General features: G+C 57.5%; 21 protein-coding genes. 13 read left to right on the forward strand and 8 right to left on the reverse strand.

Going from position 1 to position 14606, the window contains the following annotated elements; all coding sequences use genetic code 11:
• The first annotated feature begins 1 nt into the window (after nucleotide 1).
• Nucleotides 2–541 carry a molybdenum cofactor biosynthesis protein B gene (moaB, locus tag ACP7B0_RS00235; protein WP_426138890.1) on the forward strand — a complete coding sequence of 180 codons (540 nt, stop codon included), beginning with the start codon at nucleotides 2–4 and terminating at the stop codon, nucleotides 539–541.
• A 6-nt stretch (nucleotides 542–547) separates the two neighbouring features.
• Nucleotides 548–1750: a gephyrin-like molybdotransferase Glp gene (gene glp / locus ACP7B0_RS00240; protein WP_426138891.1), complete on the forward strand. Its 1203-nt coding sequence runs from the start codon at nucleotides 548–550 to the stop codon at nucleotides 1748–1750.
• Nucleotides 1751–1838: 88 nt separating this feature from the next.
• Here glp and ACP7B0_RS00245 read toward each other — a convergent pair whose 3' ends face one another.
• Nucleotides 1839–3647: a monovalent cation:proton antiporter-2 (CPA2) family protein gene (locus ACP7B0_RS00245; RefSeq protein ID WP_426138892.1), complete on the reverse strand. Its 1809-nt coding sequence runs from the start codon at nucleotides 3645–3647 to the stop codon at nucleotides 1839–1841.
• Nucleotides 3648–3889: 242 nt separating this feature from the next.
• Between ACP7B0_RS00245 and ACP7B0_RS00250 the strand changes: the two genes are divergently transcribed.
• The gene (locus ACP7B0_RS00250) at nucleotides 3890–4078 is read left to right on the forward strand and encodes a hypothetical protein (RefSeq protein ID WP_426138893.1); all 189 of its coding nucleotides are present in this window, start codon (nucleotides 3890–3892) and stop codon (nucleotides 4076–4078) included.
• A 25-nt stretch (nucleotides 4079–4103) separates the two neighbouring features.
• Here ACP7B0_RS00250 and ACP7B0_RS00255 read toward each other — a convergent pair whose 3' ends face one another.
• Both ACP7B0_RS00255 and ACP7B0_RS00260 read right to left on the reverse strand, forming a co-directional pair.
• Nucleotides 4104–4493: a Fe2+/Zn2+ uptake regulation protein gene (locus ACP7B0_RS00255; RefSeq protein ID WP_426138894.1), complete on the reverse strand. Its 390-nt coding sequence runs from the start codon at nucleotides 4491–4493 to the stop codon at nucleotides 4104–4106.
• A 300-nt stretch (nucleotides 4494–4793) separates the two neighbouring features.
• Nucleotides 4794–5798 carry a FecR family protein gene (locus ACP7B0_RS00260; protein ID WP_426138895.1) on the reverse strand — a complete coding sequence of 335 codons (1005 nt, stop codon included), beginning with the start codon at nucleotides 5796–5798 and terminating at the stop codon, nucleotides 4794–4796.
• 189 nt (nucleotides 5799–5987) lie between these two features.
• Between ACP7B0_RS00260 and ACP7B0_RS00265 the strand changes: the two genes are divergently transcribed.
• Both ACP7B0_RS00265 and ACP7B0_RS00270 read left to right on the forward strand, forming a co-directional pair.
• Nucleotides 5988–6440, forward strand: a complete 453-nt coding sequence (locus ACP7B0_RS00265) for a GNAT family N-acetyltransferase (protein WP_426138896.1) — start codon at nucleotides 5988–5990, stop codon at nucleotides 6438–6440.
• 74 nt (nucleotides 6441–6514) lie between these two features.
• A complete protein-coding gene (locus tag ACP7B0_RS00270; RefSeq protein WP_426138897.1) occupies nucleotides 6515–7546 on the forward strand; it encodes an Ldh family oxidoreductase in 1032 nt (343 codons plus the stop codon).
• Between the two features lie 21 nt (nucleotides 7547–7567).
• Here ACP7B0_RS00270 and ACP7B0_RS00275 read toward each other — a convergent pair whose 3' ends face one another.
• The gene (locus tag ACP7B0_RS00275; RefSeq protein WP_426138898.1) at nucleotides 7568–7717 is read right to left on the reverse strand and encodes a hypothetical protein; all 150 of its coding nucleotides are present in this window, start codon (nucleotides 7715–7717) and stop codon (nucleotides 7568–7570) included.
• Nucleotides 7718–8192: 475 nt separating this feature from the next.
• Between ACP7B0_RS00275 and ACP7B0_RS00280 the strand changes: the two genes are divergently transcribed.
• The 4 genes from ACP7B0_RS00280 (at nucleotide 8193) to map (ending at nucleotide 10209) form a co-directional block, all read left to right on the forward strand.
• Complete coding sequence (locus ACP7B0_RS00280) at nucleotides 8193–8390, forward strand: hypothetical protein (RefSeq protein ID WP_426138899.1); 198 nt, start codon at nucleotides 8193–8195, stop codon at nucleotides 8388–8390.
• Nucleotides 8391–8756: 366 nt separating this feature from the next.
• Nucleotides 8757–9092, forward strand: coding sequence for a helix-turn-helix domain-containing protein (locus ACP7B0_RS00285; RefSeq protein WP_426138900.1), 336 nt, complete (start codon nucleotides 8757–8759; stop codon nucleotides 9090–9092).
• A 74-nt stretch (nucleotides 9093–9166) separates the two neighbouring features.
• Nucleotides 9167–9421: a ParD-like family protein gene (locus ACP7B0_RS00290; RefSeq protein WP_426138901.1), complete on the forward strand. Its 255-nt coding sequence runs from the start codon at nucleotides 9167–9169 to the stop codon at nucleotides 9419–9421.
• On the forward strand, nucleotides 9418–10209 hold the full coding sequence (map, locus tag ACP7B0_RS00295; RefSeq protein ID WP_426138903.1) for a type I methionyl aminopeptidase: 792 nt from the start codon (nucleotides 9418–9420) through the stop codon (nucleotides 10207–10209). The genes ACP7B0_RS00290 and map overlap by 4 nt, the downstream gene beginning before the upstream one ends.
• A gap of 53 nt (nucleotides 10210–10262) precedes the next feature.
• Here map and ACP7B0_RS00300 read toward each other — a convergent pair whose 3' ends face one another.
• Nucleotides 10263–10517 carry a hypothetical protein gene (locus ACP7B0_RS00300; protein ID WP_426138904.1) on the reverse strand — a complete coding sequence of 85 codons (255 nt, stop codon included), beginning with the start codon at nucleotides 10515–10517 and terminating at the stop codon, nucleotides 10263–10265.
• Between the two features lie 67 nt (nucleotides 10518–10584).
• The gene (locus ACP7B0_RS00305) at nucleotides 10585–10827 is read right to left on the reverse strand and encodes a DUF6555 family protein (protein WP_426138905.1); all 243 of its coding nucleotides are present in this window, start codon (nucleotides 10825–10827) and stop codon (nucleotides 10585–10587) included.
• Between the two features lie 405 nt (nucleotides 10828–11232).
• Between ACP7B0_RS00305 and ACP7B0_RS00310 the strand changes: the two genes are divergently transcribed.
• Nucleotides 11233–11421, forward strand: coding sequence for a hypothetical protein (locus ACP7B0_RS00310; protein ID WP_426138907.1), 189 nt, complete (start codon nucleotides 11233–11235; stop codon nucleotides 11419–11421).
• Nucleotides 11422–11495: 74 nt separating this feature from the next.
• Here the strand turns inward: ACP7B0_RS00310 and ACP7B0_RS00315 are convergent, their stop codons facing one another.
• Together ACP7B0_RS00315 and ACP7B0_RS00320 are read right to left on the reverse strand one after the other, a co-directional pair.
• Complete coding sequence (locus ACP7B0_RS00315) at nucleotides 11496–12197, reverse strand: endonuclease (RefSeq protein ID WP_426138908.1); 702 nt, start codon at nucleotides 12195–12197, stop codon at nucleotides 11496–11498.
• Nucleotides 12198–12201: 4 nt separating this feature from the next.
• Nucleotides 12202–12453: a DUF1654 domain-containing protein gene (locus ACP7B0_RS00320; protein WP_426138909.1), complete on the reverse strand. Its 252-nt coding sequence runs from the start codon at nucleotides 12451–12453 to the stop codon at nucleotides 12202–12204.
• 231 nt (nucleotides 12454–12684) lie between these two features.
• On the opposite strand from ACP7B0_RS00320, the gene ACP7B0_RS00325 reads away from it, so the two are divergent.
• The 3 genes from ACP7B0_RS00325 to ACP7B0_RS00335 all read left to right on the forward strand — a co-directional run bounded on the left by ACP7B0_RS00325 (nucleotide 12685) and on the right by ACP7B0_RS00335 (nucleotide 14602).
• Complete coding sequence (locus ACP7B0_RS00325) at nucleotides 12685–12909, forward strand: YgdI/YgdR family lipoprotein (protein ID WP_426138910.1); 225 nt, start codon at nucleotides 12685–12687, stop codon at nucleotides 12907–12909.
• 87 nt (nucleotides 12910–12996) lie between these two features.
• Nucleotides 12997–13455: a hypothetical protein gene (locus tag ACP7B0_RS00330; protein WP_426138911.1), complete on the forward strand. Its 459-nt coding sequence runs from the start codon at nucleotides 12997–12999 to the stop codon at nucleotides 13453–13455.
• A gap of 178 nt (nucleotides 13456–13633) precedes the next feature.
• Nucleotides 13634–14602, forward strand: coding sequence for a sugar ABC transporter substrate-binding protein (locus ACP7B0_RS00335; protein ID WP_426138912.1), 969 nt, complete (start codon nucleotides 13634–13636; stop codon nucleotides 14600–14602).
• The last annotated feature ends 4 nt before the right edge of the window (nucleotides 14603–14606 follow it).

The raw sequence follows: 14606 nt of genomic DNA on the forward strand, positions 1-14606 counted from the left end.
TATGAAAGCCAAGGCTGATACACCTTTCGTGCCCTTGAATATTGCTGTCCTGACCGTCAGCGACACGCGTACCCGCGAGACTGATACCTCTGGCCAGATGTTTGTCGACCGCCTTGTGGAAGCGGGTCATAGCCTGATCGAGCGTGTTTTGCTCAAGGACGATCTCTACAAGATCCGTGCGCAGGTGGCGACCTGGATCGCCGACGATGAAGTTCAGGTGGTGTTGATCACCGGCGGCACCGGTTTTACCGGGCGTGACAGCACTCCGGAAGCCGTGGGCTGCCTGTTGGATAAACAGGTTGACGGTTTTGGTGAGCTGTTTCGGCAGATATCCGTTCCCGATATTGGCACGTCGACGATCCAGTCCCGGGCCTTGGCGGGGCTGGCCAATGGTACGTTGGTGTGTTGCCTGCCAGGTTCGACCAATGCCGTGCGCACCGGTTGGGACGGCATTCTCGCCCAGCAGCTGGATTCGCGTTTTCGTCCGTGCAATTTCGTGCCGCACCTCAAGCAGGCCGCGCCCTGCGCCACGCGTGGGTAACGGCTCATGAACAAACCCTTGATGCCGGTCGAAGACGCGCTGGCGCGCTTGCTGGAAATGGCTGCGGCTTCGCCTATTGTCGAGCGTGAGCGCGTGGCCCTGGCGCACGCTGAAGGTCGTGTGCTGGCCGTTGACCTTGTGTCGACGCTGGATCTGCCGCCATGGCCCAACAGCGCCATGGACGGCTATGCGTTGCGCATCGCTGACTGGACCGGGGAACCCTTGCCGGTCAGCCAGCGAATATTCGCGGGGCAGGCCCCCGAGCCGCTAGCCCCCGGCACCTGCGCGCGAATCTTCACCGGCGCTCCGGTTCCCGAGGGTGCCGATTGTGTGGAAATGCAGGAAAACGCCGTGGTGCAGGCCGATGAGCGCGTGGCGTTTATCGAACCCGTTCACGCCGGGCAGAATATCCGTCCCCAAGGCCAGGAAACCCGCATCGGTGACAAGGTGCTGGCGGCCGGAACCCGTCTGGGGCCTATTGAGCTGGCGCTGGCGGCGTCACTGGGCCATCCGTCGCTGGACGTGGTGCGTCGGGTGCGCGTCGCCGTGTTGTCCACTGGAGACGAGTTGGTCGAGCCGGGTCAGCCATTGGAGGCAGGGCAGATCTACAACAGCAATCGCGTGCTGCTGTGCAGCTGGCTCAAGCGCCTGGCGTGCGAAGTCATTGATGCCGGTATCCTGCCGGATAATCTGGAAAAGACCCGAACCGCCCTGGCGGCACTCAATGATGTGGACCTGATTCTCTCCACGGGCGGGGTGTCTGTGGGCGAAGCTGATTTTCTCGGGCATGCGTTGCGAGAAGAAGGGCAGCTTGCCCTCTGGAAGCTCGCGATCAAGCCGGGTAAACCCTTGACGTTCGGCCACTTTCGGGGCGTACCGGTGATCGGCCTGCCGGGCAACCCCGCTTCGACGCTGGTCACCTTCGCCTTGCTCGCCCGGCCCTATCTGCTGCGCCGTCAGGGTGTACAGGACGTCACCCCGTTGCAATTTCCAGTGCCTGCCGGTTTCTCCTGGACGCGCCCCGGTAACCGCCGCGAATACCTGCGTGGGCGTCTGGAGCAAGGCCGCGCCGTGTTCTACAAAAACCAGAGTTCCGGGGTTTTGCGCAGCGCGGCCTGGGCCGATGGGCTGATTGAAGTCCGCGAAGGCCGCACGCTGGTTGAAGGCGAATGGGTCAACTTCATTCCATTGAGTGAAGTGTTGGGCTGAGATTCACCGGGTAGCGGTTCTCCAGCCTCGTCGGCCATGGATGAGCCGACTGCTTCGCCGCAAGCGGTGTGCTGGCGGCGAAGTGTTCTCAGTCCTTGATTGACTCTTCTTCCCTTCGGTCCGCATCGAATAGCTGTTCAAGTTCCTTTCTCGCTTCCCGGGCCGTTTGCAGTACCTTGGCTTCGTCGTCATACACAAGGTGCTGGGCGGCAAGTACCTGTTCGTCATGGCGTTTGAAGCGACTGATGCGTGCGTCGGCCTGTGCCTGACTCAGGCCCAGACCGAGCAGGGTCTGGCGACTCATTTCCAGGCTGGAATAAAAGGTTTCCCGCACGGCATGGGCGCCGACGTCAATAAGCCGGTGCACGTGCTGACGGTTGCGGGCCCTGGCGATGATTTTCATGTTGGGGTACAGCTTGCGCACCAGTTCTGCGGTCTTGATGTTGGTGTCTGGATCGTCAGTGGCGATGATAAAAAACTCAGCCTGTCCGACCTTGGCCGCTCGCAGGATTTCCGGGCGCAGCGGGTCGCCGTAGAACACCGGTACATTGCCGAAGCTGCGGGAAAACTCGATTGACTCCACGGCGGTGTCCAGCGCCACAAACGGGATGTTCTGCGCCCGCAGGATACGCGCCACGATCTGGCCCATGCGGCCCATGCCGGCGATCACCACGCGAGGCGAATCTGTATTGATCGCCCGATACTCGTCCGGCACCTCGACCGCGACTTCCTTGGGTTTGAGCCAGCGGGAGATGGCCAACAGCAGCAAGGGCGCCGTGGCCATGGACAGGGTAATGGTCAACACCAGAATGTCGTAAAGCTGGGCATCGAACAGGCCTTGATCGCTGCCGATCTTGAACACCACGAAAGCGAACTCCCCGCCACCGGCCAGGACGATGCCCAGGCGCAAAGCGCTCTGTCGGCCCAGCCCGCCTGCCAGGCGACCAATCAGGAACAGCAGCGGCAACTTGATGAGGATCAGGAGCAAGGTCAACCCAAGGACAATCACGGGATCGCTCAACAACAGGCTGAGGTTGGCGCCCATGCCGACGCTCATGAAGAACAGACCCAGCAGCAGCCCCTTGAAGGGTTCTATCTGGGACTCCAGTTCGTGGCGGTATTCGGAATCGGCCAGCAGCAGACCTGCGAGGAACGCGCCCAGAGCCATGGACACACCGACCTGATCCATCAGCCAGGCGGTGCCCATGACCACCAGCAGTGCGGTGGCCGTGGACACTTCCTGGATCTTGGCCTTGGCGACGATGCGGAAGACCGGACGCAGCAGGTAGCGCCCGCCGATCACCACAATCGCGATACTGCCCAGTACGCGCAAGCCATGATTGAAACCTTCGATGGCGCTGAGGTCGTGATCAACCCCCGCCAGGAACGGCACCATGGCGATCAGGGGAATGGCCGCGATGTCCTGAAACAGCAGGATTGCGAAGGCCAGTCGGCCATGGGGCTGGTTGAGTTCCTTGCGTTCGGCCAGGCTTTGCAGCCCGAAGGCGGTGGACGACAGCGCCAGACCAAGACCGAGCACCACGGCGGTATTGAGCGATTGGCCGAACGCCAGCAAGGCAACGCCGCCAATGATAAGACCGCTCAACAGCACCTGGGCCATGCCCACGCCGAACACCGACTTGCGCATCACCCACAAGCGTCTGGGCGAAAGCTCGAGACCAATGATGAACAGCAGCAGCACCACGCCCAGTTCGGAGATATGGCTGACACTTTCCGGGTTGGCGATCAGGCCCAGCACCGAAGGGCCGATGAGGACACCTGCGAACAGATAACCAAGTACAGCGCCCAGTTGCAGCCGTTTTGCCAGTGGAACGGTCAAAACAGCGGCGAGCAAAAACACGACTGCGGCCTGTAGCAGGCTGCCTTCATGGGGCATGGTGGACTCCTCGGTAACGTGCGGGCAGGTCAGATGGTCGACCTTGATTAGTCCGCCATTAAACCATGGGCAGACTACCGTTCGTTGTCTGCATGTGCTCTGACATCCATCAAGGAAGGGCCTGCGGCGTGCATCAAAGCATTGGATGCAAGGAGGGGACGATGCCACGCCGCGCTCATGGGCGTAATATGGGCGCGCATTTGGCGACGAATGCTGTCCATGAAGAATTCAGGAAGTCCGTAATGACCAATAAACAGCGTTTGATGTACTCGATTCTGGTCGCATTGGCCGTGCTGGCCATCATGCTTGGCCTGTCGCATTTACAGAACATCGGTGTGATTACCGAAAAGACCTTTCAGTACATTGCCATCACCGTCGCCATTCTGGTGGTGATTATCAATGGCATCATGCGGCGCAAGGTCAAACGCTGACAACGTGTCGTGCCGGGCACACCGCTTATCTGGCGGAGTTGCCCGGCTCGCTCAACCATTGCCTGGCGCGGGGATGCAGGCTGTAGCTTTTGTCCGGGTTGAGGTTGATGACGCCTTCGTCACTGAGGCGTTTGAGCACTTCCCGCACACTCAGAAAAGATAACGGAATATCCAGCTTGAGCAGTTGACTGTGAACGCCTCGCACCCCCAGCGATTGTCCTTCACTTGCTGCGGTCAGCAAGGCATCCAGAACTTTCAGGCGAACCAGGCTGGTGCGCAGGCCGAAGCTTTTGAGTAGCTGACGGATCGGCTCATTCACCGGCCGCTCGGCTTGGGACCCTGGTGACGATGCCTGGGCAGCGATGGCCGATTGGCGAAGCATCGTTCGGGTGGTGGCTGCTTGACGATTGAACATGCACAAATTCCTCCGCAGGCTTTTCTTCTGATCTCTCTCAGTTAACAAGACGAATGAGCCTCGGAAATCCTCAGCCAAAAATGCAAAAAACCTCTTCAATACCGAGGACGTCGCGTTTGGCTCGACGCGGTCCCGTCTAACTTTTTCGGGGTGGCTTCGTTTAATGGAGGCGACAAGCGGCGGCTGCGCTTAGGCGTTTTCCGCCAGGCACTGGGGTGTATCGTCGTTCACGGAGCAACAGATTTCGCAGGCCCCTGAATATCAAGGGCACGCCATCAACGAAGACCTGTGGTAGAGCACCTAGAGGGCGGATCGGGTGTTGATGACCGGGTTGCCTTGCTGATTCCGGGTCAGGAACACCGGCAACACCTTGGGCAGGGAAACTAACAGGTTGGCCATGTCACGGGTGTTGTAACTGCCGCCCAGACGGATCGTGCCGGTGGTGCTGTCTGCCAGCAGGATAGGCTTGGGCAGATAGCGATTGATCAGCGGCAGGGCTTGATTCAGCGGCAGGTTATTGATTACCAGCTTGCCGCTGCGCCAGGCCAGGCTGGTGTCGTTGTCATAGGGTTCGCTGATCAGCGGCTGGAAGTCGCCCGCTTTGTAGCTGGCCTGCATGCCAGGCTCAAGAGGCAGAGCGTTGCCCGGTGGTGAGGCACTGCTGGCAACGTGAACGGACCCGTCAACCAGCATCACTTTCACCTGATCCTGGTACATCCACACGTTGAAGCGCGTACCGGTCACCGTCACGCTGCCAGTGCCTGCCTTCACCACGAACGGGTGTTGCGGGTCATGACTGACCTCGAAGAACGCCTCGCCCTTGTCCAGCGTCACGCTGCGGCGGTCCCTGTAATTGGCGAAGCTGAGCGCTGTGCCCAGGTTCAGTTCCACACGACTGCCGTCGGCCAGGGTGATCAAGCGAGTCGAGTCTTTCGCCTCATACGTGTCAAAGGCATTGGGCAACCAGCCTTGGTTCCAGCCGATATAGCCTGCCGCTGGCAGCGCCAGCAGAGCGACGGCTGCTGCTATGGCATAAGCGCGCCAGCGAGGAGTCGTGTGTTGTTTCGAAACGCTTGAAGTGTCGGGCGAGGGCGCGGAGTTGATCGGCGTGATGTGTTCTGAAACGTCCCAGATTTCCAGTACGGCCTCATACTCGATGGCATGCAGCGGATGGGCATTGAGCCATTGCTCGAACGCCTGGCGTTCCCGGGCGGTGCAGTCACGGGCGTGCAGACGCATGCACCAGTGCGCGGCAGCATCGGTGACAGCATCGTATTCGGCTTCGCTAAAAATGGGATCGCTCATTGGCACTCCGGTAGTGCCTGCATTCTACCTCTGCGCAGGAGTCGACGAGAACAGGCATGGCGTTTGAGTATCAATGTCCTGGGGTGTTTTCCAACAACAGGTTACGATTTTTATTCGTGAGAAGTTCTGTTTACTCCGGCTGCGGAGCCGCCTAGGCTGCTGTCGTCAGCTTTTTTGAAGGAGCAACCGATGAACGTGCGTATCGACACCACTGAAAGCCCCACTGAACAGGAAATCCTGGCCATTCTCACGCCGCTGCGTGCCTATAACGTTTCCAAGGCCGGAGATGCCGGTGCCGAGAAATTCGCGCTATTGGTGCGCGATGACGTCAGCGGTGAAGTGCTCGGCGGGCTTAGCGGCAAACTGCTTTATCGGTGGATGTTCATCGAGCTGCTGGCTGTGCCGGAGCAGGCCCGGGGGCAGGGCCTGGGTTCGCGTCTGATGAACATGGCCGAGGAACTGGCGCTGGAGAAAAACTGCGTGGGGATCTGGCTCGATACCTTCGACTTCCAGGCGCCGGACTTCTATCGCGGTCATGGTTTCACCGAGTTTGGGAAGCTGTCCGACTACCCACCCGGCCATCAGCGGTATTTCTTTCAGAAGCGTCTCGATCAAGGCGCAGAGCCCGACGTGCTGGCCTGAAAGCAAACACCAGCGCTACTCTGAACGTCACCTCTCTACCGCTCGCTCAGCCGACCCTAACAACGGAGCTTCAGATGCCCGCACCCAGCGACAGGACCGCCCTGCAAAACGTCACGTTTACTGAACTGGCGCAGGTGCTGCGTCAGATTTTTTTGCGTCACGGCACATCGCCGGAAGTGGCCCAGGTGTTGTCGCAGAACTGCGCGAGCGCACAGCGCGATGGCTCCCACAGCCACGGGATATTCCGCATTCCTGGCTATCTGTCTTCCCTGGGCAGTGGCTGGGTGGATGGCAAGGCAATCCCCGTGGTCGAGGACGTCGGCGCTGCGTTCATTCGTGTGGACGCGGCCAATGGGTTTGCCCAGCCTGCGTTGGCAGCGGCACAACCCTTGTTGATCGAAAAAGCCCGAAGCGCCGGTATTGCGGTTCTTGCCATTCGCAGCTCTCACCATTTCGCCGCGCTGTGGCCCGATGTCGAGCCGTTCGCCCGGGAAGGTCTGGTGGCGTTGAGCGTGGTTAACAGCATGACGTGCGTTGTGCCTCATGGCGCACGGAAACCTCTGTTCGGTACCAACCCGATTGCATTTGCCGCGCCTCGCGCTGGCGGTGATCCCATTGTGTTCGACCTGGCAACCAGCGCCATCGCCAACGGAGACGTGCAAATCGCTGCAAGAGAAGGGCGTCAGTTACCGGCAGGCATGGGGGTCGATCGCGCCGGCCAGCCGACACAAGACCCCAAGGCAATACTCGATGGCGGTGCACTGCTGCCGTTCGGCGGTTACAAAGGGTCGGCGTTGTCGATGATGGTTGAATTGCTGGCCGCTGCGCTCACCGGAGGGAATTTTTCGTTCGAGTTCGATTGGTCCGGGCATCCTGGTGCTCAGACACCCTGGACGGGCCAGCTATTTATCGTCATTGATCCCGATAAGGGCAGCGGTCGACATTTCGCCGAACGCAGCGAGGAACTGGTCAGGCAGATGCATGAAGTGGGTCAAGAGCGGATGCCCGGTGATCGTCGCTACGCAGAGCGCGCTAAATCCCTGGCCCATGGGATAAAAATACCCTGCGCGGAATGGGCGAAGCTCGAGCAACTCGCCACAGCCTAGACCGTTCTCGGGGCCTGCCCGTCAGGTCAGAACCGTGTGCAGACGCATCGACTGGATAGCGCCAGGGATCGGTTGGTCCCGTTGGTGGCTTTGTCCGCACGGCATCGCCAGAGCGCTTGCGCTCAAGGCGGCGATCAGCAGCGCGACAAAGTAAGTCATCGTGGTTTTCATAAGCGTTACTCCACCCGGGGGCCTTAAGCGGAATCTCAGCTTAAAAGCCCCACGGGTGGGGCGTTAGCTGATTGCTGCCGGGTGATTGCCTGATCCTGCCAAGCGGCGTGTTGGTATTTTCCTTGGATGAAAACCCCGTCAAAAACCCCCACGGGAAACGTTGACCATCGACGTAATACCACCCCTATTTATATTGTTCACCGTTAGGTTCACCTTCTTTATTCGCAAAAGGCTGGACAGGTCACGTGGAGCCTCGCGCTTTAGCATTGCCTGCCAGCCATACCTCCGAAAGCATGACGTGCTGGGTGAGCGGAGCAATCGACGGTCAGTGGCGGCGTTATAAAAGCAGAGGAGGGCAATCTTCCTACGGGGGCGATGGTCAGGGAGATGACCGTTTGTCGTGAGCAGGCTTGCGTTCTGACTCTGTCGCAACTACTGTATATTCAAACAGTATATTGAGAAGAAGAGGTTCGCCATGTCCCTGGAGCAATCTGAAAATATCACGACCGATCATTCCGCTGGATGGACAACTCTCCATGAAATGCAGCGCGAAGATTTCCTTGCCCTGGCCACCGCGTTACGTCAATTCAACGCCTGTCAGTCGCCCGTATCGATGGTTATTGCGAATGCTCAGTATGGGGGCGAGCGTCATGCAAGTCTGGCGATCGAGTAGCCGATGCTGCCGTCGCTGAAGGGGCTTGGGCCTGCGGGTCAACGTCGTCGCGGCGTTCGTGATGACCTCTTTTGCCACTGCGTATCAACTGAAGCGCCAGCAAGGTGCCGAAGATAGAAACAACGCACCAGCCCAGCAAAAAAGTCATCACGATAAAGTCTCCGCCTACATCTGAACGTTGTAGCAAGTGGCGCATTGTACGCCGTACTGATCCAAGGTGATCAGGTTCTGCAATCGATATATCGCCTGACGCCGAATCATCTTGAACTTATACCCACTTGGTGGGACCGGACCCTTTATTAAGGCAATGGCCATTGCCGATGGAGAGTATGGTAATGGATGACATTCCGCTCAAGGTGACCCCAAATGAATAACCTCGGCGCCCGATTGAAAGAGGAGCGGAAGTCTCTTGGGCTTTCGCAACAGCAGTTTGCAGCGATCGGTGGCGTGGAGGCCAACGCCCAGGGAAAGTACGAAAGTGGGGAGCGAGCGCCGCGCTCGGACTATCTTGCCGCCTTGGGTAACAAAGGCGTGGACGTTCTCTATGTGCTTTCCGGCCGGCGTACGCCGTTAAGCACAGAATCGCTCAATGATGCCGAGCGAGAGGTCATTGTTCACTACCGTACTCTGACACTTATGGACCAGGATGCCATTGGTCAATTGGCGCTCTCTCTCTCCGAATGTTTGCCTGTTTCCGATTAGTCCCGCGTCGCCTCCCGTGTTGCCCTCGTATATACGAAACGTATATGCTTCGTATATTCAATCTGAGGTGAATCATGGGTCTCGTCAAAATTTCGGAGCAAATGCACGCCAACATCCGGTCGGCCAGTGCTGCATTAAGCCGTTCCATCAACGCCCAGGCAGAGCACTGGATGCGCGTCGGTATGTTGGCTGAGCTGCATCCAGCGCTTGATTACAGCCAGATCTGCCAAATGCTGATTCGTGCCGAAAACTCGGGTGGCACCGTACTCAATGTTCACGCATTCGATATCGCTGATATGGCCGAACACGCAAAGGTGGCATCGCGATGAGTGGCGCGATCAGCATCAAAACCGAAGACGATCTGGTTCATCTGCGTATTGCCGGAAGGCTGGCTGCGGACGTGCTGGCGATGATCGGCTCTTACGTCAAGGCGGGTGTCAGTACCGAGGCGCTTGATGACATCTGCAATGAGTACATCGTCAAAGAGTTGAAAGTCATTCCGGCCAACGTGGGCTATCACGGTTTCACAAAAACCACCTGCATTTCGCCCAATGCCGTGGTGTGCCACGGCATTCCGTCTGCCTCGGATATTCTGAAGGACGGTGACATCGTCAATATCGACGTTGCGGTTATCAAGGACGGCTGGTTCGGCGACACCAGCCGGATGTACCTGGTGGGTGAGGTCAGCCCGCTTGCGAAGCGACTTGTGGAGACCACCTACGAAGCGACACGTGCCGGTATTCATGCGGTTCGCCCCGGTGCCACGCTGGGCGACATCGGCAATGCCATTCAAACTGTTGCGCACCGTGAGGGTTTTAGCGTTGTTCGGGAATATTGCGGCCACGGTATCGGTCGCAAGTATCACGAAGATCCACAAGTCCTGCACTATGGGGCGCAAGGTAAAGGCATGAAGCTCAAGCCGGGCATGGTCTTCACCATCGAGCCCATGATCAATGCGGGTAAGCCGGGCACCCAGGTGCTGCCCGATGGCTGGACAGTCATGACCCGGGATTTGTCCCTGTCAGCCCAGTGGGAGCACATGGTCGCGGTGACTGACACGGGCTTTGAGTTATTGACCCCATGGCCTGATGGCACGGGCGATTACCCCGCTATTTAATCCCGTAAAAAAAGCCCGGCCTGTAAACAGGTCGGGCTTTTTAGTGAGTCAGATCAGGCCTCCTGGCTCTTGGCGGCGGCCACACCTGCTGAACTGAGCTTGATCGGATAATTGAGGTTGCGTCCGGACTTGCCGACCGCATCCACACTGCCGTCATGGATCAAGCCCGTTTGCTGGAGGTACTCCAGGGTATCCGCAACGGCGTTTTCCCCCCTGTAGTTGTCCAGAATTTCCTTGCCCAAACCGTTTGGGTGAGCGTGCAGTAGGCGGGTCAATACTTCTTTTTCAAGGTCTTTATCAATGGTCATGCTTACCTCGCGTTGCTGGTTTGATGAGCGCTGCTTGGTAATTGGGACCATGCTGAAGACGTTTTGTTTAGGTGGGTGTGCTCGATAACGTTTTTTTCCAGTGCACCGCCGTTACCCCGACGCCTTCGGCCTGAAGAATAGCTAGCCTGATCGGCCCCGCAGCGATGTTGTCGCTGACGGTCCAGACACCGGCGTGCAGTGTTGCGAAATGCAAGGCTTCGCTCTCGCACAGGTGGAATGCCTGGTGGTTGAAATGGCGCGGCTCACCGCGGAACCGGTAATGAATTTCAAAATCCGTCTGGTCAGTCATTGACTCGTCCGCCTGTGGATGTAGTGGCTACATAATCTTAAAAAAATGGGTACTTCCTTTGTACTCGCCACCTTAGAACCGCTGTTGCGTTCTAAATGTGGCCATTTCATTTCAAGATCGATACAGGCTTGCAATAGACTTCAAGCGGCCATGAATCGTACTGCGGAGCGGTCTCCTGACTTCGTAATTCGGGTAGCCCCGAAGGTGAAAACTACACGGATTTTTATGGCTTTGAAGGGTGCTCCGATAAGCGGCAATAGGCCACATCTATGGTCAATACGCTTGGATGGACAACGCCGGGTTAAGCGTTTCAGCTTCTATTCGTTTGGGGTGGCCGCATTCAGGTAACGGTGTGCGTGACCGCAGGTGATACAGTGCTGCTTCAATTTTCACGAGGTCCACGACATGTCATTGCTTGATGATGAACAGGATATTTGGGATATGTTTGCTGCGTCGGCGCTGACCGGGTTGATCACTCGGGGTGAGATTGCACCCGCCGATGCGGCGCAGTCGGCTGCTGACTACGCAACAGAGCTGATGAATCAGCGCGCATTGCGTATCCAGGCGGAAGAGGATGCTGCAGACGGCGCCTGACCGACGCTGCTGCAATGAAAAGGCCCGTCACTGTGCAGTGACGGGCCTTTTTCTGTTTCAGGGTCGGTCGGTGTTCAACCGCAACGTTTGAGGTCCACTTTGCCGACGAACTCATTGCCATGCCCCATGACGCAGGCAACGCGCTGATTACGTTGTTGTTCCCAGCCTTCGACCGGGTAGGTTTTGTTCCACGCCTGGTAAAGCTGCCGGTCCTGACGCGACAGCCGTAGGTTGTAGTGTTTGCTCATGTAAAAATATGTGCGTGCAATCATCCCGCGAATCGCGGGGCGGGGCATGACCTTCTTCGCTTTGAAATCCACTTGGGTCAGGCAAGAACCATACTGCCCGGTTTTAGCGGGCAACCAGCCAAAACTGAAGTTGCTCCGGTCACCGTTGACCTCGCCAATACTCGGCACCAGGTTGTGCAGGTCCGCCTCGGCTTTCTGGTAGATGTCATCGTTTTTTGTGCAGTTCTTGCGTCCACCGTGTTGCCAGCACTGACGCAAATGGCCTATCTGCCAAGCCGGAACGATGTGTTCCCATTCAATGCGCCTGGCGCGCGTGGCGTTCTTGCGCGGCACATAGCCACAGCCAGCGATATCCACTTTATTGCCGGTGTATTTACACCCGCAGTAGAACTCGGTGGATTGAGGGGCGTAGATTCCCCAGGCTATTTTCTTTGCCTGGCTGAACGTGTGCGGTGCTTCGGCGTACGTATTTAAGGGGGCGGTGAGGAGCAGGGTGGTACACAGCAGGGTTAATAGTCGAACCATCATGCCGTCAGTCTTCCTTCGGCACTGTCCAGAATATGTGTACGCCGCCATCGTCCCGCCACGCCAGGGTGACGTTGTCGTTCTCGGCTATTTCTTCCAGCATTTGGTTCCACTCGTCCTCGAGTTCATCAGGCTGGCGAAATACAAGGGCGGCTTTGGCTTTTTGCGCTGTAGGTGAATTGATGATCTTTTGAACCCGCACACCCAGGCGTTCATAGGTGCTGGGGGTCGAAGGTTTTGCTGCGGATGGTTTAGCCACGAAATGGATTCCTGGGTTGCTGTACGGGCATACAGTATTTCAGTGTCGGTTATTTCGCAACCTTATCGTAGGATCAAGCGCTTGAAGACGTATGCCTGCTCGGCAGGGTGCGTCGGAAAGCCGCGAAGAGATGATTGCCTTGGGCTTTCGAACCATCCTTCGTCGGATTAATCTGATGCCCTGGGCAAACGAACGTGTATTGCTCAGTACTAAAAAAATCGAGGAGTGAGCATGAATATCAGGTTATGGGTTTTGCCCGCAGTGATGGCAGGTTGTGTTGTGTTGACCGGCTGTTCGTCACCCACCGTCGTTACGCTCCAGAACGGGACGCAATACATCACCAAGGACGCTCCGAAAACCAAAACCAAAGACGGATTTTATGAGTTCGAAGACATCTCTGGAAAAACGATCAGGGTGCGCGCCGATGAGGTTGCCACGGTCAAGCCAAAAGATTGAGGGCGACGCCAGCGGATTAGCCCGGTGCAGAGCGGGGCTTGATCTCTGCCAGGCGATTGGGGGGTACAGTATTCGACGAGTTGGCCGATGTATCTGACAGAAATTCAGCCTTCAGGAAAGATCATGTCAAGTTCGATCGGTTTTCCAGCATCTTCTCTGTTAATCAATGGCAAGGCCGTCACCGCTCTGGCCTCCTCGGCGGAAGTTGCCCAGACGCCCGCTCAGTCTGACGACGACAGCGATAAGAAGGACGGTACCAGCGTCGACGTGAATGAGGTCGGCGCTTCAGGTGGCAGCTCTTCAAGCGTCAATGCAGCGACCGCAAACCTGCTCAAGCGTCTGGCAGAACTGCAGGAGCAATTGGAGAAAGTTCAGGAGCAAATGCAGGCCGCCGAGAACGCGAGTTATCCAACCCCGGAAGCCAAGACCACTGTGGTAATGGGTTTCCAGAGCCAGGTCTCAACCATCACCGGAGCGATCCAGGCTGTGTCCGCTCAGTTGCTGAAGGAAATGTCCAAATCCGGCGGCCTCAACACTACCGCGTAAAGTAGCCAACCCGTCTTTCATGGAGGTGCGGTCGCTGTTGTTCAGGCGACCCTGCTTTCAGGGTTGACAAACGTAAAGCCGATTCTCATAGTTCGTTTCTCGCAAACGTTTGCGCGGTGGTGTATCCATCCCTTCGCAGCGCTGCCCGACACAATAACCATAAGATCGGAGAAACCCCATGAAGCTGCCATTCGCTGGACGCCTTCTCGCCGTTGCAATGCTGACCGCCGTCACAGCTGTCATGCCTCTTTCTGCAGTCACCGCCCAAGCCGCTGATAACTCCACCGACAAACCCAAAGTCGCGTTGGTCATGAAGTCATTGGCCAACGAATTTTTCCTGACCATGGAAGACGGGGCCAAGGCTTACCAGAAAGAACACGCCAATGAATTCGACCTGGTGTCCAACGGCATCAAGGACGAGTCCGACACCACCAATCAGATTCGTATCGTCGAGCAAATGATTGTCTCGAAGGTCAACGCACTGGTTATCGCCCCTGCCGATTCCAAGGCGTTGGTGCCGGTGATCAAGAAGGCGATGGACGCCGGGATTACCGTGATCAACATCGACAATCAACTCGATCCCGATGTGCTGAAAAGCAAAGGCATTACGGTGCCGTTTGTAGGGCCGGACAATCGCAAAGGCGCACGTCTGGTGGGTGAATACCTCGCCAAACAACTCACCCCTGGGGACGAAGTCGGCATCATCGAAGGCGTGTCGACCACCACCAATGCGCAGCAGCGCACCGCAGGTTTCAAAGACGCCATGGACGCTGCGCAAATGAAGGTGGTTTCCACGCAGTCCGGCAATTGGGAAATCGACAAGGGGAACGCTGTCGCCGCTGCGATGCTCAATGAATACCCGAATCTGAAAGCCTTGCTGGCCGGTAACGACAGCATGGCGTTGGGCGCTGTTTCTGCGGTTCGTGCAGCGGGCAAGGCGGGCAAGGTCAAAGTGGTGGGTTACGACAATATCAACGCCATCAAGCCCATGCTCAAGGACGGTCGAATCCTGGCGACCGCCGACCAGTTCGCTGCCAGGCAAGCCGTGTTTGGTATCGAGACCGCATTGAAGATGCTCAAGGGTGAAAAAATCGACAGCACCCATGGCGTTATCGAAACCCCGGTCGAGTTGGTAACCAAGCCGTAATTTC

Source organism: Pseudomonas sp. DWP3-1-2 (assembly GCF_049896285.1).
Classification (GTDB): Bacteria; Pseudomonadota; Gammaproteobacteria; order Pseudomonadales; family Pseudomonadaceae; genus Aquipseudomonas.